The organism is Serratia sp. Sp408, assembly GCF_057180665.1.
Genome location: NZ_JBXUFT010000003.1, coordinates 125,501 through 148,656 on the forward strand (window position 1 = coordinate 125,501; position 23,156 = coordinate 148,656).

18 protein-coding genes are annotated in these 23,156 nt (G+C 57.2%); 3 read left to right on the forward strand and 15 right to left on the reverse strand.

Going from position 1 to position 23,156, the window contains the following annotated elements:
- The 10 genes from rffA to trxA all read right to left on the reverse strand — a co-directional run bounded on the left by rffA (position 1) and on the right by trxA (position 10,887).
- Positions 1–1,131: a dTDP-4-amino-4,6-dideoxygalactose transaminase gene (gene rffA / locus AC2AXP_RS13040; RefSeq protein ID WP_198773602.1), complete on the reverse strand. Its 1,131-nt coding sequence runs from the start codon at positions 1,129–1,131 to the stop codon at positions 1–3.
- Positions 1,118–1,840, reverse strand: a complete 723-nt coding sequence (gene rffC, locus AC2AXP_RS13045; RefSeq protein WP_004957329.1) for a dTDP-4-amino-4,6-dideoxy-D-galactose acyltransferase — start codon at positions 1,838–1,840, stop codon at positions 1,118–1,120. Before rffC ends, rffA begins: the two co-directional genes overlap by 14 nt.
- Positions 1,818–2,699: a glucose-1-phosphate thymidylyltransferase RfbA gene (gene rfbA, locus AC2AXP_RS13050; RefSeq protein WP_004957327.1), complete on the reverse strand. Its 882-nt coding sequence runs from the start codon at positions 2,697–2,699 to the stop codon at positions 1,818–1,820. The genes rffC and rfbA overlap by 23 nt, the downstream gene beginning before the upstream one ends.
- A gap of 65 nt (positions 2,700–2,764) precedes the next feature.
- Complete coding sequence (gene rffG, locus AC2AXP_RS13055) at positions 2,765–3,832, reverse strand: dTDP-glucose 4,6-dehydratase (protein WP_484381736.1); 1,068 nt, start codon at positions 3,830–3,832, stop codon at positions 2,765–2,767.
- Positions 3,829–5,091, reverse strand: coding sequence for a UDP-N-acetyl-D-mannosamine dehydrogenase (gene wecC / locus AC2AXP_RS13060; RefSeq protein ID WP_004957323.1), 1,263 nt, complete (start codon positions 5,089–5,091; stop codon positions 3,829–3,831). Before wecC ends, rffG begins: the two co-directional genes overlap by 4 nt.
- Positions 5,088–6,218, reverse strand: coding sequence for a non-hydrolyzing UDP-N-acetylglucosamine 2-epimerase (gene wecB / locus AC2AXP_RS13065; RefSeq protein WP_039991518.1), 1,131 nt, complete (start codon positions 6,216–6,218; stop codon positions 5,088–5,090). The genes wecC and wecB overlap by 4 nt, the downstream gene beginning before the upstream one ends.
- 84 nt (positions 6,219–6,302) lie before the next feature.
- Positions 6,303–7,355: an ECA polysaccharide chain length modulation protein gene (gene wzzE / locus AC2AXP_RS13070; protein ID WP_004957317.1), complete on the reverse strand. Its 1,053-nt coding sequence runs from the start codon at positions 7,353–7,355 to the stop codon at positions 6,303–6,305.
- 19 nt (positions 7,356–7,374) lie between these two features.
- Positions 7,375–8,472 (reverse strand): UDP-N-acetylglucosamine--undecaprenyl-phosphate N-acetylglucosaminephosphotransferase, encoded by a 1,098-nt coding sequence (wecA, locus tag AC2AXP_RS13075; protein WP_071586646.1) that lies wholly within the window; start codon positions 8,470–8,472, stop codon positions 7,375–7,377.
- Between the two features lie 281 nt (positions 8,473–8,753).
- Entirely contained in the window at positions 8,754–10,013 is a 1,260-nt protein-coding gene (rho, locus tag AC2AXP_RS13080; RefSeq protein ID WP_004957310.1) for a transcription termination factor Rho, read from the reverse strand.
- A gap of 547 nt (positions 10,014–10,560) precedes the next feature.
- Positions 10,561–10,887 carry a thioredoxin TrxA gene (gene trxA / locus AC2AXP_RS13085; RefSeq protein ID WP_004957307.1) on the reverse strand — a complete coding sequence of 109 codons (327 nt, stop codon included), beginning with the start codon at positions 10,885–10,887 and terminating at the stop codon, positions 10,561–10,563.
- A gap of 131 nt (positions 10,888–11,018) precedes the next feature.
- On the opposite strand from trxA, the gene rhlB reads away from it, so the two are divergent.
- Complete coding sequence (rhlB, locus tag AC2AXP_RS13090) at positions 11,019–12,305, forward strand: ATP-dependent RNA helicase RhlB (RefSeq protein ID WP_088499815.1); 1,287 nt, start codon at positions 11,019–11,021, stop codon at positions 12,303–12,305.
- Between the two features lie 5 nt (positions 12,306–12,310).
- Entirely contained in the window at positions 12,311–13,810 is a 1,500-nt protein-coding gene (ppx, locus tag AC2AXP_RS13095; protein ID WP_198773600.1) for an exopolyphosphatase, read from the forward strand.
- Between the two features lie 37 nt (positions 13,811–13,847).
- Here the strand turns inward: ppx and rep are convergent, their stop codons facing one another.
- The gene (gene rep / locus AC2AXP_RS13100) at positions 13,848–15,872 is read right to left on the reverse strand and encodes a DNA helicase Rep (RefSeq protein ID WP_198773599.1); all 2,025 of its coding nucleotides are present in this window, start codon (positions 15,870–15,872) and stop codon (positions 13,848–13,850) included.
- A 107-nt stretch (positions 15,873–15,979) separates the two neighbouring features.
- Here rep and ppiC point away from each other — a divergent pair, with 107 nt between their 5' ends.
- The gene (gene ppiC, locus AC2AXP_RS13105; protein WP_004957292.1) at positions 15,980–16,261 is read left to right on the forward strand and encodes a peptidylprolyl isomerase PpiC; all 282 of its coding nucleotides are present in this window, start codon (positions 15,980–15,982) and stop codon (positions 16,259–16,261) included.
- Here ppiC and AC2AXP_RS13110 read toward each other — a convergent pair whose 3' ends face one another.
- From AC2AXP_RS13110 to hmsP, 4 genes are all read right to left on the reverse strand, one after another.
- Positions 16,262–17,755: a M16 family metallopeptidase gene (locus AC2AXP_RS13110; RefSeq protein ID WP_004957289.1), complete on the reverse strand. Its 1,494-nt coding sequence runs from the start codon at positions 17,753–17,755 to the stop codon at positions 16,262–16,264.
- A 278-nt stretch (positions 17,756–18,033) separates the two neighbouring features.
- On the reverse strand, positions 18,034–19,323 hold the full coding sequence (locus AC2AXP_RS13115; protein WP_004957288.1) for a dicarboxylate/amino acid:cation symporter: 1,290 nt from the start codon (positions 19,321–19,323) through the stop codon (positions 18,034–18,036).
- Between the two features lie 288 nt (positions 19,324–19,611).
- Complete coding sequence (locus tag AC2AXP_RS13120; protein ID WP_004957284.1) at positions 19,612–20,991, reverse strand: SLC13 family permease; 1,380 nt, start codon at positions 20,989–20,991, stop codon at positions 19,612–19,614.
- A 157-nt stretch (positions 20,992–21,148) separates the two neighbouring features.
- Positions 21,149–23,152 carry a biofilm formation regulator HmsP gene (gene hmsP / locus AC2AXP_RS13125; protein ID WP_198773597.1) on the reverse strand — a complete coding sequence of 668 codons (2,004 nt, stop codon included), beginning with the start codon at positions 23,150–23,152 and terminating at the stop codon, positions 21,149–21,151.
- Positions 23,153–23,156 lie beyond the last annotated feature (4 nt).

Here is a 23,156-nt window from a genome sequence, read left to right on the forward strand (position 1 = left end):
TCAGGCGAGGTAGCTCAACACGGTGTTGATGACCGTACGCTGATTGACATCAGACAGGTTATAGAACAGCGGCAGGCGCACCAGACGCTCGCTTTCCTTGCTGGTGAAGCGATCGTCACCGGCAAAACGGCCAAACTTTTCGCCGGCCGGGCAGGCATGCAGCGGAATGTAATGGAACACCGTCATGATTTCCGCTTCTTTCAGGTAGTCGATAAAGGCGGAACGGTCGTTGATGTCCTTCAGCTTGAGGTAGAACATGTGCGCGTTGTGCACGCAGCCCTGCGGGATAACCGGTAAATCGATGCGCCCGGCATCGGCCAGCGGCTTGAAGGCGTCGTAATAGCTCTGCCACAGGCGCAGACGGCGCTGATTGATACGCTCGGCGGCTTCCAGCTGCGCCCACAGATAGGCGGCCTGCAAGTCGGACATCAGGTAGCTGGAGCCGATATCGCGCCAGGTGTATTTATCCACCTGGCCACGGAAGAACTGGCTGCGGTTGGTGCCTTTTTCACGCACGATTTCCGCCCGGTCAATCAGCGTTGGATCGTTGATCAGCGTGGCACCGCCCTCACCGCCGGAGGTGTAGTTCTTGGTTTCATGGAAACTGAACGCGCCGATGTGGCCGATGGTGCCCAGCGCCTTGCCCTTGTAGGTAGACATCACGCCCTGGGCCGCGTCTTCCACCACGTACAGATTGTACTTGGTGGCCAACGCCATGATGGTGTCCATTTCGCACGCCACGCCAGCGTAATGCACCGGTACGATAACGCGGGTTTTTTCGGTGATGGCCGCTTCGATTTTGCTTTCATCAATATTCATGGTGTCTGGACGTACGTCGACAAACACCATCTTGGCGCCGCGCAGCACAAAGGCGTTGGCGGTAGACACGAAGGTGAAGCTCGGCATGATCACTTCGTCACCCGGCTGAATGTCGAGCAGGATGGCGGCCATTTCCAGCGAGGCGGTACAGGACGGGGTCAACAGCACCTTCGGGCTGGCGAAATGCTGCTCCATCCATTGCTGACAGCGGCGGGTAAAACCGCCGTCGCCGCACAGTTTGCCGCTGCTCATCGCCGCCTGCATATAGTCGAGTTCAGTGCCAACAACCGGTGGTGCATTAAATGGGATCATGTTTTCCTCGGTATAACCAATACGCGGTGCTTTCAATCAAAGCCCCGTGCCGTTGATAGAGCCGTAGCGCGGCGACGTTACTGATTTGCGTCGCCACCCACAGGCGCTGTATCCGCCGCTGCCGGCACCAGTCGATGGCCGCCGCCATCAGTTGTGCCCCAATGCCCTGCCCGCCAGTGCCAGGCAGCGCCGCCAACAGGCCGATGCGCGCCTGCCCTTCGCCGATATCGCGCAGGCTGACAAAGCCGGTCGGCTGCCGCGCCTCGTTTAACGTCAGCAGGCATTGATGGTCAAAAGTGCCCAGCACCGCTTTTTCGATCCAGGTGGCATAAAATCGCCCACTGTCCTGTGCGGCATACCATGGCATGCGAAAGCGGCTGGCGGTGAAGACGTTTTCTGCCGCCGCCCGCAGTACGGGGATATCCGACGGCGTTGCGACCCGCAGCAGCGGGGGCTGAATAGAAGCACATTCCGTGCCAATAGCTAGCGCAAGGTCAATCTCGCCCTCCGCCAGCCGGAAGCCGTAAGCCGCCAGCGCATCGGCCAGATCCAGCCGCGCGGCAGGAATTTTGGCCTGTACCAGCGCATAGGCGTCCAGCGCGTCGCTGGTCAGCAGCGGCGCGGCGGGGTCAAAATGCAGTTTTGCGCTGCGGCGCTGGAAGTAGTCGCTCTCCCAGCTCAGCGGTTCAATACTGGCGCGGACGGACATGCAGCAAATCCAGTAGATATTTGCCGTAGCCGGTCTTGGACAGCGCCTGCGCGGCGCGCCTGACGCCTTCGTCGTCCAGCCAGCCGTTGCGCCAGGCAATCTCTTCCAGGCAGGCAATCTTGAAGCCCTGGCGCTTTTCCACCGTTTGCACGAAGGTACTGGCCTCGATCAGGCTGTCGTGAGTGCCGGTGTCCAGCCAGGCGAAACCGCGTCCCAGCAGTTCAACGTTCAACTGGCCGCGCTCCATATACATCTGATTGATGGTGGTGATTTCCAGCTCGCCTCGCGCTGACGGCTTGACCTGCTTGGCAAAATCAACCACTTGATTATCATAGAAATACAGGCCGGTTACCGCCCAGTTTGACTTCGGTTTCTGCGGTTTTTCCTCGATGGACAGCGCGCGGAAGTCCTCGTCAAACTCCACCACGCCAAAACGTTCCGGATCCATCACCTGGTAGCCGAACACCGTCGCGCCCTGGTTGCGCGCCACCACGTTTTTCAGTTTTGGGCTAAAGCCCTGGCCGAAATAGATGTTGTCGCCCAGCACCAGGCAGCTCGGCTCGCCGCCGATAAATTCCTCACCGATCAGGAATGCCTGCGCCAGCCCGTCCGGGCTCGGCTGCTCGGCGTAGCTGAGATTGATGCCGAACTCCGCGCCGCTGCCCAGCAGACGGCGGAAAGATGGCAGATCTTCCGGGGTGGAAATAATCAATACGTCCCGAATACCGGCCAGCATCAGCACCGATAACGGGTAGTAAATCATCGGCTTGTCGTAAATCGGCAGTAATTGCTTGGAGATGCCGCGGGTGATGGGATGCAGACGCGTTCCTGAACCACCGGCGAGAATAATACCTTTCATAATGCCCTCCTGAACTGACGACAATGGCGCCGCCGCAACGCCTGCGGCACCTTATCGATATGAGGTTACTGGCTCAGGCCCAGGCGTTCGCCCGCGTAGGAACCGTCCTGCACGCGACGCCACCAGGTTTCATTGGCCAGATACCAGGCTACCGTTTTGCGGATGCCGCTTTCGAAGGTTTCCTGCGGACGCCAACCCAGCTCACGCTCGATTTTACCGGCGTCGATGGCATAACGCATATCGTGGCCCGGACGATCCTTAACGTAGGTGATCAGGTCGCGGTACTGCGCCACGCCCTGCGGTTTGCTCGGAGCCAGCTGTTCCAGCAGATCGCAAATGGTCTGTACTACGTCGATATTCTTGCGCTCGTTGTGGCCGCCAATGTTGTAGGTTTCGCCCACTTTGCCGGTGGTCGCCACCAGATACAGCGCCCGAGCGTGATCTTCAACGTACAGCCAGTCACGTACCTGTGCACCGTCGCCATACACCGGCAGCGGCTTGCCGGAAATCGCGTTCAGAATCACCAGCGGGATCAGTTTTTCCGGGAAGTGATACGGCCCGTAGTTATTGGAACAGTTGGTGATCAGCGTCGGCAAACCGTAGGTACGCAACCAGGCGCGCACCAGATGGTCACTGGAGGCCTTGGAGGCGGAATACGGGCTGCTCGGCGCATACGGCGTGGTTTCGGTGAACAGATCGTCGGTGCCGTGCAGATCGCCGTACACTTCGTCGGTGGAAATATGGTGGAAACGGAAATCCTGCTGCCGCGGCGTGGCCAGCTGCTGCCAGTAATGACGCGCCGCTTCCAGCAGGGTGTAGGTGCCCACCACGTTGGTTTCGATAAACGCCGCCGGGCCGTCGATTGAGCGATCGACGTGGCTTTCCGCCGCCAGGTGCATCACCGCATCCGGCTGGTACTGGGCAAACATCCGATCCAGCGCGGCGCGATTGCAGATGTCCACCTGCTCGAACGCATAGCGCTCGCTGGCGACCGCCGGTGCCAGCGACTCAAGGTTGCCGGCATAGGTCAGTTTATCCACCACCACCACGCTGTCCGCGGTGGCGTCAATGATATGCCTTACCACGGCGGAGCCGATAAAACCTGCGCCGCCGGTAACCAGAATACGACTCAACGCCACACTCCTTTGGTATCGACAATCCAGCTTTGCTTGATGTCTTCAGGCGCAATCGCCTTGAATTCGTTGTGATCGACCAGCATCACCAGCACGTCTGCCTGCTGCAACGCACCGGCGATGTCTTTCAGCGTGACATGGCCAGCCAGCGTCTTCGGCAGTTGCTCGACGTTCGGCTCCACCACCAGCGTTTCCCCCTGATGCCATTCGGCAATCAGATGCGCCACTTCCACCGCCGGGCTTTCACGCAGATCGTCAATATTGGGTTTGAATGCCAGGCCGAAGCAGGCGATTTTCACTTCGGATGCGCGCTTATCGGTCGCCGCCAGGCAATCCGCTACCGCGGCCTTGACGCGATCGACCACCCACAGCGGTTTGCCGTCGTTCACCAGACGGGCGGTGTGGATCAGGCGCGCCTGTTGCGGATTCTGCGATACGATAAACCACGGGTCGACCGCGATGCAGTGCCCGCCAACGCCCGGACCAGGCTGCAGGATATTGACGCGAGGATGGCGGTTCGCCAGGCGAATCAGCTCCCAGACGTTGATCCCTTGATCGGCGCAGATCAGCGACAGTTCGTTGGCAAAGGCGATATTGACGTCGCGGAAGCTGTTTTCGGTCAGCTTGCACATCTCGGCGGTGCGTGAGTTGGTGATCACACAGTCACCTTCAAGGAAAATCTTGTACAGCGCGCTGGCGCGCTCGGAGCATTTTGGCGTCATGCCGCCAATCACCCGATCGTTTTGAATCAGTTCGACCATCACCTGCCCAGGCAGAACGCGCTCGGGGCAATAGGCGATATTCACGTCGGCGGCTTCGCCGGCGTCCTGCGGGAAGCTCAGATCGCTGCGCGCTTCGGCCAGCCACTGCGCCATCTGTTCGGTCGCGCCCACCGGCGAGGTCGACTCCAGAATCACCAGATCGCCTTTCTTCAGCACCGGCGCCAACGATCTGGCCGCCGCTTCGACATAGGCCAGATCCGGCTGATGATCGCCTTTGAACGGCGTCGGCACCGCGATCAGGAACGCGTCGGCCGGCAGCGGGCTGGTCACCGCCTGCAGGTAGCCGCCGTCAACGGCCGTTTTCACCACTTGGTCCAGATCGGGCTCAACGATATGAATGGCGCCGCGATTGATGGTGTCGACCGCGTGCTGGTTAACATCTACGCCTACCACTTTTTTCTTGCGCGAAGCAAACGCCGCTGCCGTTGGCAGGCCGATGTAGCCCAGGCCGATAACTGAAATAGTGTCAAAACTCATAGTGTCACCTGATGATTCTTCAAAGCTTCGAGGATACGCTGGCAGGCATGCCCGTCACCGTATGGGTTATGCGCGCGGCTCATGGCGTGATATTCGTCGTCGTCCGTCAGCAGACGGCTCACCGAATCGACGATCGTCGCCACATCAGTACCGACCAGGCGCACCGTACCGGCATCAACCGCCTCCGGCCGTTCGGTGGTGTCTCGCATTACCAGCACCGGCTTGCCCAACGACGGGGCCTCTTCTTGAATACCGCCGGAGTCGGTCAAAATAATGGTGGAATGCGCCATCAGATAGACAAACGGCAGATAATCTTGCGGATCGATCAGCATGATGTTGCCGATGCCTTTCAGAATGCGGTTAACCGGTTCGCTGACGTTCGGGTTGAGATGTACCGGGTAGACGACCTGCACCTCAGGATGCTGGCGGGCAATTTCTGCCAATGCGCTGCAAATGCGCTCAAAGCCGCCGCCGAAGCTTTCGCGCCGGTGGCCGGTCACCAGGATCAGTTTTTTACTGACGTCGAGGAACGGATAGCGTTGCGACAGACTGTCGCGCAGCGCTGCGTCGTTCATGATGCGGTCGCGCACCCAGAACAGCGCATCGATCACCGTGTTGCCGGTGACAAAAATACGTTGATCCGGCAGCGATTCACGCAGCAGGTTTTGCCGCGAATTTTCCGTTGGCGCAAAATGATACATCGCCAGATGACCGGTAAGCTTGCGGTTGGCTTCTTCAGGCCACGGAGAATAAAGATCGCCGGTACGCAAACCGGCCTCGACGTGGCCAACCGGAATACGTTGATAAAACGCCGCCAGACTGGTCGCCAGCGTGGTGGTGGTGTCACCATGAACCAATACCACGTCCGGTTTGAACTCTTCCAGAACCCCTTTCAGGCCTTCCAGGATCCGGCAGGTGATTTCGCTCAGCCCTTGGCCGGGTTTCATGATATCCAAATCGTAATCGGGAACGATTTCAAATAGCCGTAATACCTGATCCAACATCTCACGATGCTGTGCCGTTACGCAGACTCTTGATTCAAAGGCCTCGTCCTTGGCCAAGGCATGTACCAGCGGTGCCATTTTAATGGCTTCAGGCCTGGTGCCGAAAACAGTCAACACTTTCACAGCGAATCTCTTTTGGTCGGTTAATCGCAGGCGTACCTGCAAATAGGGCGCTTATGCGCCCATCAGAGAATTATTATAATGGTTTTACTTTTTCGGCCGACGCGTCAAGGCAACGCCGGCGCCAAGCAGGCCACCAATTGCGCCCCACAGGATCAACCAGAATACACGCCTTGGGCTATCACGTTTTACCGGTTCTTCCGGCGTTCGCAAATAGCGGTAAGTCTGAAACTTGTCATCCAGCGTCGGCCCGACGTTCAAGGTGGCCAGCATGGCACGGTTTTGGTCGTAATCCAGATCGTAGGTTGGGCCCGAAGCCTGCAACCCTTCCAGACGCGCCTGCAACATCGGCTTGCCCAACAGGAACAGATCGGAATCCGGCAACTGCTCGGCCGGTGTATCGGTCTGCGTACGGCCAATACCCTGCTTTTCAGCGATTTTCAGCGCCTGCTGCACGGTATTCAACTGACGCTTGTAGACCGCATCCGCTACCGCTTCCTGCCGCTTGACCTGTGCCTTCATCGAGGTGGTGCGTGCCGCCCAGGCGCCCTGAATTTCTTCATTCAAATGCAGTGCGGCGCGGTGGCTGGCAAAGGCCACGTACTGACGCAGCAGGCGGTTGGCGTCCGTCGAGGTTTCAGCCGTCAGTTTGACCCCGTCGTTCGGCGTTTTCTTGTCATCACGTGGTGTAAACTGGATATTGGCGATCAGTTCGTCGAGCAGCGCCGCGTCGGCACGCGCATCGCCTTCCTGACGCTGCTTGTAGTAGTCGCTCTGCAACCAGAAATCCCGACGGGTATCATACGCCGCCAGTTGCATAATAAACTCATTATAGGCTTCGTCGGCAATGCTCGGCTGATCGGTCGCCACCGCGGGCATGGTCCGTACATCCAGGTTACGCAAAAACTGCTGCTGAGAATAATAGCCACCCAGCGCATTGACCGTTGGCCTGTCGGTGATGGCCGTAGCGCTCCATTCCTGTTTCACCAGATAAGAAACGATCAGCGCAACCGCGGCGAACAACACCGCAATGCCGACAATCCACGGCTTGCCGCGCCATAGGGTGCGGCACAGACCTCGAATATCAAGCTCGTTATCCATTGTCGGGGTGTTCTTGTCAGTCGTTGTCTCTGGAATCATCTCTGCCCAAAAGCCTCTTTTATAATACTTGCTTATCGCCCGTCGAGCGCCGGATGCGGCGTTTGACGCGCTTGATGTAGCGAGCAACGCGCCAGGCGCGTTTGATGCAATAACCGTAGAAGAAGAAAGCAAGCAAGAACAGTGCCAACATTACCCATTCAGGGATAAATGTTAACCATTCGCCCATCACGCCGATCGCTGCCAGGATGGCTGCCGCCAGCGTGATTAACACAAACGCCTGCCGAGGCGTGAAGCCGGCACGCATGATCAAATGGTGGATGTGCTGACGATCCGGCGAGAACGGGCTCATGCCCTTGCGCAGACGACGGTACATAATGGCAATCATGTCCATCAGCGGTATGGCGATAATCCACAGCGCCGTCACCGGTTTGATCGGATGGCTTGGCCCCTGGGAACTTTGCAGCAGCAGCCAGATGGCGGTAAAGCCAATCAAGGTACTGCCGGCATCACCCATAAAGACTTTATAACGCCGGCCAAGGATGCCGAGGTTGAGCAGGATATAGGGAACAATGGCGGCCAGCATGGCAAAACACCAGAAAGCCAGTTCCGTGTGGCCACTGCCATACAGCAAGACGCCCAACGCGCCAAACGACACACAGGACAGCCCGCCGAGCAGACCGTCGATGCCATCGACCATATTGAAGGCATTAATCGCAGCCCACACTGCGAACAGCGTCACCAGATAGCCAAACGGCCCCAGCAGCATTTCCCAATTGCCGAACACGTAGCCGAAGCTGCGCAGATAGAGACCGGCAAACACCATCATCGCCACGCCAACCAGCGCCTGAATGGTGGCGCGAATTTTAACGCTGATGTCAAAACGGTCGTCCAGAGCACCAACGAACACCAAACACCCGGCACATGCGAGATATAGTTTACCATGCGCAATCGTTTGGTCGGAGATAAGGAAGGCAAAACACAGACCGGCGTAGACGGAAATACCGCCGACCAGAGGGATTAATCCCTGATGACGTTTGCGATAATTTGGCTTGTCAACCAAACCAATACGTTTTGCTACCTTGCGGGCAACAAACAGAAAAGCCAAAGAAAACAGGAAGACAAATAAAATTTCAGTACTCATAGTGAGTAAGTTCACAGTTAACAGGTCTCTCTTGAGGATGAGGTAGCTTATCACGGTCGAAATTTTGCACCATAAATACCACTACCTTTCAGTCATTTCCTATGACGACAGGAATTCATTCTCATTTGGCCACGCCTACCGATAATGCATCAACGCAAATCAATAAATGCCGCAATAAGATGGATTCTCAATAAGTCGCTAGAACAACTTACGTTTCCATTACTTCAATGTATCGTATCCGCCAAAAGCAAAAAACGCCACGGCAAAGGCGTGGCGTTTTTTAAATTTTACTTAAACTATGAGCGCTTCATCATATCGAAGAACTCGTCATTGGTTTTGGTCATTGCCAATTTGTTGATGAGGAATTCCATCGCATCGATTTCGCCCATAGGGTGAATAATCTTACGCAGGATCCACATTTTCTGCAGTTCTTCAGAAGTGGTAAGCAGTTCTTCTTTACGGGTACCGGAACGGTTGTAATCAATCGCCGGGAATACACGCTTCTCGGCGATTTTACGCGCCAGGTGCAGTTCCATGTTGCCGGTACCTTTGAATTCTTCGTAGATGACCTCGTCCATCTTCGAACCGGTATCAACCAGTGCGGTGGCGATAATGGTCAGGCTACCGCCCTCTTCCACGTTACGCGCGGCGCCGAAGAAGCGTTTTGGACGGTGCAGGGCGTTGGCATCAACACCACCGGTCAGTACCTTGCCGGAGGCCGGTACCACGGTGTTGTAGGCGCGCGCCAGACGGGTGATCGAGTCGAGCAGAATGATCACGTCTTTTTTGTGCTCAACCAGGCGCTTGGCCTTTTCGATAACCATTTCCGCAACCTGTACGTGACGGGAAGCCGGTTCGTCGAAGGTTGACGCGACCACTTCGCCCTTCACCAGACGCTGCATTTCGGTCACTTCTTCCGGACGCTCGTCGATCAACAGCACCATCAACACACAGTCTGGGTGGTTGTAGGCGATGTTCTGCGCGATATTCTGCAGCAGCATGGTTTTACCGGCTTTTGGCGGCGCGACGATCAGCCCACGCTGGCCACGGCCAATCGGTGATGCCAGATCCAGTACGCGTGCGGTCAGGTCTTCGGTCGAGCCGTTGCCGCGTTCCATCCGCAGGCGCGAGTTGGCGTGCAGCGGCGTCAGGTTTTCAAACAGAATTTTGCTACGGGCGTTTTCCGGCTTGTCGTAGTTGACTTCGTTGACTTTCAACAGGGCAAAATAACGCTCGCCTTCTTTTGGCGGACGGATCTTCCCGGCGATGGTATCACCTGTACGAAGGTTGAAACGGCGAATTTGGCTAGGAGAAACGTAGATATCGTCGGGACCGGCGAGGTAGGAGCTGTCTGCGGAGCGGAGGAAACCAAATCCATCCTGCAATATCTCCAGCACACCGTCGCCGAAAATATCTTCTCCACTTTTCGCATGCTGCTTGAGAATGGAGAAGATGATGTCCTGCTTACGCAGGCGGGCAAGGTTTTCCAGCCCCATATTTTCGCCGAGAGTAATCAGCTCAGAAACCGGCGTGTTCTTTAATTCGGTAAGATTCATAATGGTGGGTTCTTAAACTCGGGGTATGTCTCGAACTTATAACGTGAATGGTATGGCAGCGTGAGGTACCCGTCATCGGGGTCTTCGTGCCTGTTTACTGGACGTTCGATCACCGGGCCGGAGCCGTCGAGGTAAGAAATGGTTTACCTGGGACAAGCGCGCTGGCGGTTTAAGATCGAAGGTGCCTTAAAATTGATTTTGCAAAACCGTTTGATTGTCAAAACCTTGATTGTCAAAAACACGGGCTGGGCTCAGGTTGATGGCAACGCCAGTGGTTTGACACAGAGTAACGCTTTAGATTCAAACTCTTTAGATTTAAAACTTCGGGCAAGTTCTATATGCAGTATGGTTAAACTTAACACGCTTCTTGGCAGGCGTCTACACCCTTGATCATCGAAGCCGTATCCAGCTGACCGACGCACACTCCCCCGGTATGCCGAACGCCTGGGGAGCGCACTCGCCGTACGATGACAGCGCCGGTTAACGGGCACTGGCGGTGAATAGGCTTCTCCGCCAGCACGCCGTGCCCCGGGGGCATCCTGCCCGATTACAGATTCGCGTTCAGGAAATCTTTGAGCTGACCCTTGGACAGCGCGCCCACCTTGGTCGCCGCCACTTCACCGTTCTTGAACAGCAACAGCGTTGGAATACCACGGATACCGTACTTCGGTGCGGTGGCCGGGTTTTCGTCGATGTTCAGCTTGCTGATGGTCAACTTGCCGTCGAACTCATCGGCAATTTCATTCAGGATCGGAGCAATCATCTTGCACGGACCACACCATTCAGCCCAGAAATCGACCAGGATTGGCCCGTCGGCCTGCAAGACCTCGGTAGCGAAGCTGTCGTCTGTCAGGTGAATAATTTTATCGCTCATGTTCTACTCCACAGGATTATGTCTACCTTGTTGGTGTAGCATCAACCAACACAAGGTGATTCTCTTTCACCGCGTTTATTTCAACGGATGTGCTTTCGTAAAGCAATAGTTAGCTGATATTCTACCACACTATGAGCAAAACACACTTGACCGAACAGAAGTTTTCCGACTTCGCCCTGCACCCGTTAGTTCTTGAAGCCCTTGAAAAAAAAGGGTTTCACAATTGCACGCCCATTCAGGCGTTAGCATTGCCACTCACGCTCGCTGGGCGTGACGTTGCGGGTCAGGCGCAAACCGGTACCGGAAAGACGCTGGCATTTTTGGCGTCTACTTTTCATTATCTCCTTTCTCATCCGGCAAAACAGGATCGTCAGACCAACCAGCCGCGTGCCTTGATCATGGCACCAACGCGTGAACTGGCGGTGCAGATCCACTCCGATGCTCAGGCGCTGTCCGAAACCACCGGTCTCAAGCTGGGGCTGGCCTACGGCGGTGACGGCTACGACAAGCAGTTGAAAGTGCTGGAGAGCGGCGTTGACATCCTGATCGGCACCACCGGTCGTCTGATCGACTACGCCAAGCAGAACTACATCGATCTGGGCGCAATCCAGGTCGTGGTGCTGGATGAAGCCGACCGGATGTACGATCTGGGCTTTATCAAAGATATTCGCTGGCTGTTCCGCCGCATGCCTGCGGTCGATCAGCGCCTGAACATGCTGTTCTCCGCCACCTTGTCCTACCGCGTACGCGAACTGGCCTTCGAGCAGATGAACAACGCCGAATACGTGGAAGTTGAACCGGAACAAAAAACCGGCCACCGCATCAAAGAAGAGCTGTTTTACCCGTCCAACGAAGAAAAAATGCGTCTGTTGCAGACGTTGATCGAAGAAGAATGGCCGGATCGCGCCATTATCTTCGCCAATACCAAGCACCGCTGCGAAGACATCTGGGGCCACCTGGCCGCTGACGGTCACCGCGTGGGCCTGCTGACCGGCGACGTGGCGCAGAAAAAACGCCTGCGCATTCTGGACGACTTCACCAAAGGCAATCTGGATATTCTGGTCGCCACCGACGTTGCCGCACGCGGCTTGCACATTCCTTTGGTCACCCACGTCTTCAACTACGATTTGCCTGACGACTGCGAAGACTACGTTCACCGCATCGGCCGTACCGGTCGTGCTGGCGAAAGCGGTCATTCCATCAGCCTGGCCTGCGAAGAGTATGCGCTCAACCTGCCGGCGATCGAGACCTATACCGGTCACAGCATCCCGGTGAGCAAGTACAACAGCGACGCGCTGCTGAGCGATCTGCCGGCACCGAAACGTCTGTCGCGCCCGCGCGGCGGCAATGGCCCGCGTCGCAATTCATCGCCGCGCCGCGGCGGCGCACCGCGCAACAACCGTAAACGTTCAGGCTGATATTCATGCTCAGTTCCAGCACGCTATATGCCGCTATCGATCTTGGTTCCAACAGTTTCCATATGTTGGTGGTACGCGAGGTGGCTGGCAGCATCCAGACCCTGGCGCGCATCAAGCGTAAAGTTCGCCTGGCGGCGGGGCTGGATCATGATAATCACCTGTCTCATGAGGCAATGCAGCGCGGTTGGCAGTGTTTGAAGCTGTTTTCCGAACGTTTGCAGGACATCCCGCGCGATCAGATCCGCGTGGTGGCCACCGCCACACTGCGTTTGGCGTCCAACGCCGATCAATTCCTGCACACCGCCGAGCAGATCCTCGGCTGTCCGGTACAGGTGATCAGCGGCGAAGAAGAAGCCCGCCTGATCTACCACGGCGTGGCGCATACCACCGGCGGCCCTGACCAGCGTCTGGTGGTCGACATCGGCGGCGGCAGTACCGAACTGGTCACCGGCACCGGCGCCCAGGCCGCCCAGCTGTACAGCCTGTCGATGGGCTGCGTAACCTGGCTGGAGCGCTTCTTCAGCGATCGCAACCTCGGTCGGGATAATTTCGACCGTGCCGAACTGGCCGCGCGTGAAATGGTGCGCCCGCTGGCGCCGCAGCTGCGCGCGCATGGCTGGCAGATTTGCGTTGGCGCATCCGGCACCGTGCAGGCGTTGCAGGAAATCATGGTGGCGCAGGGTATGGATGAGCGCATCACCCTGCCGAAGCTGCGCCAGCTGAAGCAACGGGCGATTCAGTGCGGCAAGCTGGAAGAGCTGGAAATCGAAGGACTGACGCTGGAGCGCGCGCTGGTATTCCCGAGCGGGCTATCGATCCTGCTGGCAATTTTCCAGGAATTGGGTATCGAAAGCATGACGCTGGCCGGTGGCGCACTGCGCGAAGGCCTGGTGTACGGCATGCTGCATCTGCCGGTTGAGCAGGATATCCGCAGCCGCACCATCCGCAATCTGCAGCGCCGTTATCTGCTGGATACCGAGCAGGCGGCGCGGGTCAGCCAGCTGGCCGGCAATTTTTCGCAGCAGGTGGCCAATGAATGGCAACTGGACGCGCGATGTCGCGAATTGCTGCAGGCCGCCTGTCTGATTCATGAAATCGGTCTGAGCGTCGATTTCAAGCAGGCGCCGCAACATGCCGCCTACCTGATTCGCCATCTGGACCTGCCCGGCTTTACTCCGGCGCAGAAAAAACTGTTAGCCACCCTGCTGCAAAATCAGAGCAACCCCCTCGATTTAACCCTGCTGAGCCAGCAAAATGCCGTTCCGCCGCGTATGGCGCAGCATTTGTGCCGCATTCTGCGTCTGGCGATCATCTTCGCCAGCCGCCGTCGTGACGATACGCTGCCGGCCGTCAGGTTGCGCGCCAACGCCAACGACGAAGCGCTGCATGTCATTCTGCCGCGCGGCTGGCTGGAACAGCATCCGCTGCGCGCCGAAGCGCTGGATCAGGAAAGCCACTGGCAGAGCTACGTCCACTGGCCGCTGATGCTCGAAGAACAGTCTTGATATCAGCGGGTTCGGCCTGCCGAATCCGCTCTCTTGCTTAGTCGCCGCCTTTGGCTTTTGCCAGCATCGCGCGAATATTGGCCACGTTACTTTGCCCTTTCTGCATGCGCTCCTGCGGACTTATCACCTTACGCTCGGTTTCCCATGCCAAATCGTCCTGCGGCAGCTCCAGCAGAAATCGGCTCGGCTCCGGGCGCACCAGTTCACCGTACTGGCGTCGTTCACGGCACAGGGTGAAAATCAGCTCTTTCTGGGCGCGGGTTATCCCCACGTAGGCCAGACGCCGCTCTTCATCAACATTATCTTCGTCGATGCTGCTCTGATGCGGCAATAACCCCTCTTCCATCCCCACCAGGAACACATACGGGAACTCCAGCCCCTTCGAGGCGTGCAGCGTCATCAGTTGAACCTGATCCAGCTCTTCATCGCTTTCCCCACGTTCCATCATGTCGCGCAGGGTGAAGCGGGTCACCACCTGGGACAGCGTCATCGGCTCGTCCAGCTCGCTACCTTCGAGCATTTCGCTCATCCAGCCGAACAGCGTATTGACGTTTTTCATCTGCATTTCTGCCGCCTTGGGGCTAGTCGCAGTTTCAAACAGCCAGCTTTCGTAATCTATACCGCGGATCAGATCGCGCACCGCCGCCACCGGCTCACGCTCCGCCAGTTCGGCAATGCCTCTCAGCCAGCCGGTGAAGCGCTGCAAAGACTCCAGCCCACGGCCGGTCAGATGCTGGCCAAGACCCAGATCGAAACTGGCGTCAAACAGGCTCTTGCTGCGCAGGTTGGCCCATTCACCCAGCTTTTGCCGCGTCGTCGGCCCGATTTCACGTTTGGGAGTATTCACGATGCGCAAGAAGGCGCTGTCGTCATCCGGGTTGGTCAGCACCCGCAGATAGGCCAGCAAATCCTTGATTTCCGGCCGCGAGAAAAACGAGGTACCGCCAGAGATCTTGTACGGAATGCGGTTCTGCATCAGCATTTTCTCAAACACCCGCGACTGGTGGTTGCCGCGGTACAGAATCGCATAATCGCGGTAATGGGTTTTTTTGACAAAGTGGTGGGCGATCAGCTCGCCGACCACCCGTTCAGCTTCGTGGTCTTCGTTATTGGCGGTGACCACTTTCAGCTCCTCGCCGTAACCAAGCTCGGAAAACAGTTTCTTTTCGAACACGTGCGGGTTATTGGCGATCAGGATATTTGCCGCTTTCAGGATGCGTTCGCTGGAGCGGTAGTTCTGTTCCAGCTTGATCACCTGCAACGCCGGAAAATCTTCTTTCAGCAGCACCAGGTTTTGCGGCCGCGCGCCGCGCCAGGAGTAGATCGACTGGTCATCATCGCCGACCACGGTAAAGCGTGCGCGGGTGCCCACCAGCAGCTTCACCAGCTCGTACTGGCTGGTATTGGTGTCTTGATACTCATCCACCAGCAGATAGCGGATACGCTGTTGCCAACGTTCGCGCACCTCTTCATTACGTTGCAGCAACAGCGTGGGCAGCAGGATCAGATCATCAAAATCCAGCACGTTGCACGCCCGCATGTGGGCGTGGTACAGGCCATAGCAGTGGGCAAAATGCTTGTCGCGCTGCGAACGCGCCAGGTCCATCGCCCGCGCCGGATCGATCAGGTCGTTTTTCCAGTTGGAAATGGTAGTGATCAATTGCGCCAGCAGCGTCTTGTCTTCTTCCAGCCATTGCTTGGTCAGTTCCTTCAGCAACGCCAGCTGATCGCGGTCGTCAAACAGCGAAAAGTTGGATTTCATTCCCAGCGCCTTGTATTCGCGCTTGATGATGTCCAGCCCCAGCGTGTGGAAGGTCGATATCATCAGTCCACGCGCTTCCTTGCGACCCAGCGTTTGTGCCACGCGTTCTTTCATTTCGCGCGCGGCCTTGTTGGTGAAGGTCACCGCCGCGATATGACGCGCCTGATAGCCGCAATGGTGGATCAGGTGGGCGATCTTGTTGGTGATGACGCGCGTTTTACCCGACCCGGCGCCGGCCAAAACCAGGCACGGTCCGGTGACAAATTCGACGGCTTGTTGTTGGCTGGGGTTCAATCGCATGGCGCTTTATGGCTCAACTGTCTAAACGTGGGAGGGAAGTGTAGCAGAAAGCGTTAAGCGGTATAATCGCCGCTATTCTTGCAAAACATCACGAAGGCACTCATTCCATGGCAAAGACCGCGAGCGCGCTGCACATACTGGTAGATAATGAAAAGCTGGCCAACGAGCTGCTGGCCAAACTCAAACGTGGCGTCAGCTTCGATACGCTGGCACGCAAATATTCCACCTGCCCGTCAAAACGCAACGGCGGTTCGCTGGGTGAATTCAACAAGGGCACCATGGTGGCGGCGTTTGACAAAGCGGTATTCAGCATACCGCTGCTGAAGCCGTATGGGCCGGTCAAGACCCAATTCGGCTATCATATTATCAAAGTGCTCTACCGCAATTGACTACTGCGCGCCGGCTTCCGTCGGCGCAGCGCCTTCCACCGGTTTCACTTCTTCAGTGACCACCGCCGGTGCCGGCATCATGATGCGATTATAATTTTCCTGCAGTTGCTTCATGTTCACTTCCGGCTCGCCTTTTGGCTGCAGCAACACCAGCGTGGCATCTTGTGAAAGCTGCAGCTTCAGCTCCTGGTTCAGCGATTCCAGCGTCAACGTCGACAGGAACGCCTGTCGCAACTGCTGATACTGCTCCGGTGCGATATCAACCACGCCGCTTTGCTGCGAGCGCAGGCGCTGGCTCATCAACACGTCGGTATCGGTACGCGCATAAGTGGCGAACAGCTTGCTCAACTGGGCGGTTTTCTGCGCCAGCAGGCTGTCAAATTCTTGCTGCGTCAGGCCGTTGTTGCGCACGTTAGCCATTTCACCGGCGACAAATTCCAACCCGGGGTTCAGGTTGGCGTTTGGCGTTTCCAGGTGAATGGCGCATTGCGCACGCTGATACTGCACCCGGCAATCAAAGCCCAGCTTGGCGTCTTTCTGCGGGCTTTTTTCCAGCGCCTGCTGCAGGTGCCAGAACAGCGCCTCACGCGCCAAATCGCTGCGCCAGTAGCGGCTCAGATTTTGTGAATCGCGGATCGGGTGCCATGGCGTATCCCACATGATCGACAGCGTATCCTGTTTGACCGCTTCGCTCATCAGGCTGACCGGCTGCGGTGGCAGCGGCGTCAGCGTCGGCATGGTGGCCGGAGTCTCGCGCTTGCCTTCCAGCGGCGAAAACGCCTTGTTGATCTGCTCGCTCAAGCTGCGGCTGTCCACTTTGCCGACCACGTACAGCGTCATCACGTCTGGGGTATACCATTGCTGGTAGAATTTCTTTAGCTGTTCGATATTCACCGGGCGCTTTACCGGCTGACCAGGATCGTGCGCCAGCAGCGTCGAGCCTTTCAGCCGGTAACGCCACCAGGGGTCTTGTGGGTTGGGCGGAAAAATGCCGATCGGATCGGCGCTGGAATTCATCACCGCGCGTACCGTATGTTCGTCAATCGCCAGCTTGCCGGTGGTATCGGACAGCCAGGCCAGCGCTTCCTTCAGCAGATCCGGCCGGTTGTTCGGCAGGCTGAGGTTGTACATCGTGAAATCATAGGAACCGATCGCCGGCGGCAACGGGCGGTCGTTGTCCACGCCCTGCTGCCATAGCGAACGTAGCTGCGCCGGGGTAAAGCTTTCGCTGCGCGCCATTGCCAGGCGCGGCAACAGATGGGCAAAACCGATCTGCTGGGAAGATTCAACCAGCGATCCGGTGTTGACTATCAACCGCAGTTCGACGCGATCGCTCGGCCGCTGCGGCGTATCTAGAATCTGCCAGGAAAACCCGTTGGCAAGCGTACCCTGCTGCCAGGCAGGATCGGGTTGTAGCGCTTCAGCCTGCACGCTGCTGCTGGCCGCGGCCAGCAATAGCCCACCAACCATAAGATGAATTCTGGTGCCCTGCATGTGAACCCCTACTTAATGACTATCCAATTATTTATGCAAATACCGGTATTCCATTCAATGGAATCATAAAAATACGCCCTGAGTTTCACAGTGGGGCGGAAAGCAGAAAGTGTACCACTGTGTTTGACCACATGCCTGGCCGGATGTCACTGGTTGAGGCGAAAAATAATCGTGAGCAGGATGTTTAGTAGAGAAAATACCCAAGGAGGGGAAGAAAACGCCATCGGCTGCGCGTGCAGCCGATGTTTTATACGGGTATTACTTAAGCTTTGTCAGCTTCAGGACGAGGTGCGTGTCTCATCAGCCAGCGCGCCTTTCTTGCTGTTCAGCGTGGCGTGCAGCTGTTTGGCGTCCAGCTGTTTACACCACTTCGCCACCACCACCGTCGCCACGCCGTTACCCACCAGATTGGTCAGCGCACGCGCTTCCGACATAAAGCGGTCAATACCCAGGATCAGCGCCAGTCCGGCCAGCGGCAGATGGCCCACCGCCGAAATGGTGGCCGCCAGGACGATAAAGCCGCTGCCGGTCACCCCTGCCGCGCCTTTCGACGACAGCAGCAGCACCACCAGCAGCGTCACCTGATGCATTACGTCCATATGGGTATTGGTGGCCTGAGCGATAAACACCGCCGCCATCGTCAGGTAAATCGAGGTGCCGTCCAGGTTGAACGAATAGCCGGTGGGGATCACCAGCCCCACCACCGATTTCTTGCAGCCCAGCCGCTCCATCTTGTCCAGCATGCGTGGCAGCGCCGACTCGGAAGACGAGGTGCCCAGTACGATCAGCAGCTCTTCCTTGATGTAATTGACGAACTTGAAAATGCTAAAGCCGTTGGCGCGGGCAATCGAGCCCAGCACCACCACCACAAACAGGATACAGGTAATATAGAAGCACAGAATCAACTGGCCGAGCTGTACCAGCGTGCCGACGCCGTATTTACCGATGGTAAACGCCATGGCACCGAAGGCACCCAGCGGCGCCAGGCGCATGATCATGTTGATAATGCCGAAAATCACGTTGGAGAAACTTTCGATCACATTGAAGATCAACTGCCCCTTGTCACCCAGGCGGTGCAGGGCAAAACCGAACAGCACCGCGAACAGCAGCACCTGAAGAATATTGCCGCTGGCAAAGGCGCCGATCACGCTGCCGGGAATGATGTCGAGCAAGAACGGAATGATGCCCTGCTGCTGCGCCTGTTCGGCGTAAACCGCCACCGCTTTGGCGTCCAGCGTTCCCGGATCGACGTTCATGCCGGCGCCCGGTTGAACCACGTTAACGATCACCAGACCGATAATCAGCGCCAGGGTGCTGACAATTTCGAAATACAGCAACGCAATGGCGCCGGTACGGCCCACCGCCTTCATGCTTTCCATACCGGCGATGCCGGTCACCACGGTGCAGAAAATCACCGGTGCGATGATCATTTTGATCAGTTTAACAAAACCATCGCCCAGTGGTTTCATCTGAGCGCCGAGGTCAGGATAGAAATGCCCAAGCAAGATGCCCAGCGTGATCGCGGTCAATACTTGAAAATAAAGGCTTTTAAAGATAGTTGATTTCATAAGTACATCCTATGGGGTAGCCACGCGCCAGAGACAGATAACGATTTTCCCACTGCTCTTTGCTTGCGCGGAAAATAACACCCGCATAACAACATGGAAATAATTTGTTGCTCCCCTCGGGATTAACGATGTGTTTTTAAGAGCTGAATCGCTTCAACAGGAGTGTATGGATGTAAATTACGTAAGCTTTTCTTTGCACTACCTTAAAAGAGGTAGCAATGAGTGGCGATTTTCGGACATTGATCAACGGCAGGCTACCGGCGACCGCAGCGGCCGCCGGTAAGGGAATTAGCGCCAGACGAACCAGGCAAACAGCGTTACGACCAGCACGCAGATAATGTTCAGCCAGAAGCCGACCCGCACCATTTCACGCTGACGAATTTCGCCGGTACCGTACACGATGGCGTTGGGCGGCGTTGCCACCGGCAGCATAAAGGCGCAGGAGGCACCGATACCGATCACGATAGTCAGCAGCGCCGACGGCATGCCCAACGCTTCCGCGACGGTGGCAAATACCGGCACTAACAGCGCGGCGCTGGCGGTATTACTGGTGAACTCGGTCAAGAAGATGATAAAGGTCGCCACCGCCAGGATGATGATGAACCAGTGGCTGGCGCCGAACAGTGAGGCCATGCCTTGCGCCATTACCGCACTGGCGCCGGAATCCTTCAGGATCACGCTCAGCGTCAGGCCACCGCCGAACAGCATCAGCACGCCCCATTCGGTATTTTGCTGAATCTGCGACCAGCTGGCGACGCCGCTGATGCCGATCAACACCGCTGCCCCCACCGCGACCAGAGTATCAAACTGTTTGATACCGCCCAGCAGACCGCTGAGCTGGCTGCTGAAGATCCAGCAGAATACCGTCAGCAGGAAGATCCCAAGCGTTACCCAGCGCGACTGGGTCCACGGGAAGTTTTCCAGCTGGATATCGAAACGGTGCTTCATGTTCGGCCGCAGCAGCAGGTATAAGGTGCCGACCATCAGCGGCATCAGCACCACCATCACCGGAATGCCGAACTTCATCCAGCCGACAAAATCCAGCCCCAACTGCGCAGCGGCAATGGCGTTTGGCGGGCTGCCGACCATGGTGCCCAGGCCACCGATGCTGGCGCTGTAGGCAATACCGAGCAGCAGAAATACGTAAGTATTATGGTCGCGCTCGCGGTCGAGATTGCTCAGAATACCCATCGCCAGCGGCAACATCATCGCCGCCGTCGCGGTATTGCTGATCCACATCGACAGCACCGCGGTGGCACCAAACAGCATCAGGGCCGCCAACAGCATCTTGCCGCCGGCCAGCAGCAGCAGCCGGTTGGCGATCAGCCGGTCCAGCTTCTGAATGTGCAGCGCCGTCGCCAGCGCAAAGCCGCCGAAGAACAGGAAAATGGTCGGGTTGGCAAACGACGCCAGCGCCTTGTCCACGTTCAGCATGCCACACGCCACCGCCATGATCGGCACCAGCAGCGCGGTAACGGTGACGTGGATAGCCTCGGTCAGCCAGAGAATACCGATGAATGCCAACAGCGCCAGACCGGTGTTTTCCTGTGGGCTAAACGGCAGTGTTTTCAGCAATACCGCAAAAAGGATAATGTCGGCTACCAGGATCAGCAGCCCACGTCGCGTTGCCGGCGAAGCCGTAGAGGGTGTCAGAGGAGTATCAGCCATGATTATTGTCCCTAGCGCGTGACCTGGCGCTCTTGTAACAAAATGTACCGGAAGGGACTCAGGATAAGGTTTGATGACCGATTTGTTGAGAAAAAGATGTTATTTATGCGAGCGATAACACGTTGATAACAGTTTTGCGCCGCCGGGCGGCGCAAATTCAACCTTTGCCGGCAAACTGCAGTTCAAACGCCTCGCGTGGCAGCGGATGGGAAAACAGGAACCCCTGGCCGTGATAAATGCCGTGCTGCAACAGCCAGTCGCGCTGTGCGGCGGTTTCCACGCCTTCGGCCATCACCGGCAGGTTCAGCACCTCGGAAATCGCGCTGACGATGCGCACCATCGCCTCGTCGCCCGGCAGACCGTGGATAAAGCTTTTGTCGATCTTGATCAGATCGATCGGCAGGCCTTTCAGGCGATTGAGATAGTTGAGGCTGGAGTAACCCATGCCAAAATCATCCAGCGCAATCGACAGGCCGAGTTCATGCAGTTCCCGCAGCAACGCCAACGCATGATCAAGATCGTGAATACGCACCGTTTCGGTAATTTCCAACAGCAGCTTGCGCGGATCGATCGCGTACCGTTGCAGCATCAGCTTCAGCTGCGGCACGAAGTCGGCATCCTGCATTTGCAACGCCGACACGTTGACCGCCAGCGGCAGCGCAATGCCCCGCGCCTGCCAGTCGGCCAGAATGCGACACGAGGCTTCCAGCACCCAGTTGCCAAGCGGCACGATCACCCCCAGCTCTTCGGCCAGCGGGATCACATCGGCCGGCAGGGTAATACTGCCGTCGTACTGCCGCCAGCGCAGCAGCGCTTCGGCGCCAATCACCGCGTTGGTGCGCATGTCCATTTGCGGCTGCAGGTACAGGGTAAACTGGTCCCGTTCGATACCTTGCAAAATTTCGCTTTCCTGCGTCAGGCGCTTTTGCGTCCGGTCGGTCAGGCTGGGTTCGAAGAAGAGAATGTGGTTTTTGCCGTCGCGGTGCGCCGACATCATGGCTGACATCGCGCTGCGCAGCAGCTGTTCGGCGCTTTCGCCGCGATCGAGATAATGCGCAATGCCAATGCTGGCGGTCGGCCGCAGCGACATCTTCTGGATATCCAGCGGCGCGTTGATTTGCGCCATGATGCGCTGCGCCAGCTGCATGGCGTGAAACGGCCGTTCAATGCCCTTGGCCAACACCGCAAACTCGGCGTTGGTCAACTGCGCCAGCACGCTGTCCTTGTCGAGACATTGGTGCAGCTTTTCCGTTAATTTGCGCACCAGCGTTTCACGTTGCGCCGGCGTCAGTACGCCGCTGGCCTCATGCAGCGTTTCAATGCCGATTACCAGCAGATTGAAACGTTCCGGACGCAGGCTGGAGGCAATATGCTGCTCCAGCAACGCCGTCAACAGCACCTGATTGGGCAGCCCGGTAATCGAGTTGCGGGTGCTGAGGCGGCTCATATCGGCATGGGCGCGGGCCAGCCGCTGCTGATTACGGTTATAGTTGCGCGCCAGCAGGCCAAGCTCGTCATCCTGGTGCAGCGACGGCAACATCAATTGATGATACGGCGCATCCTCCTCGGAGATGTTTTCCAGCTCCCTGGCCATGGCGCGCAGCGGATAGACCATCAGCCGGTTCATGCACCAGGTGATGGCGATCGACAAAATCAGCGCCAGCAGCAGATAGGTGGACAGCATGGTCGACACCGTACTGAGAATGAACTGATACATGCGGAACGAATCGGCCTGTAATACCAGATAGGCCAGCGGCTGCGGATTGGCGGGCACCCGTTCCAGCGAATACAGCGGCACGGAAATTTGCACCGGCAAATCAAAAATGCGCGCAATCAGCGACGGTATCGGCCGTTCCGGCGGGAAATTGGCGTGTAGCGCCTGAAACTCGTTCGGCAACACGATATCGGCACGGGTCAAAATGCCGACCGGCAACAGCGAATTCAGCACCCGTTTGGTTTCCGGCACATCCATGCGCAGCACCGCTTCCGCCAACGGTTGGCGTACCGAATGGGCGATATTCTCCAACTGCTGGGCGTAGTCATCCCTGCGCTGCTGCACAAAGTGGAATAACTGAATGACGATAAAAATGCAGATCGTGACCAGCGCCACCCCGGACACCGTCGCCATCTGCTTAATCGTGAGTGAACGCCTGACCCGCAAACCT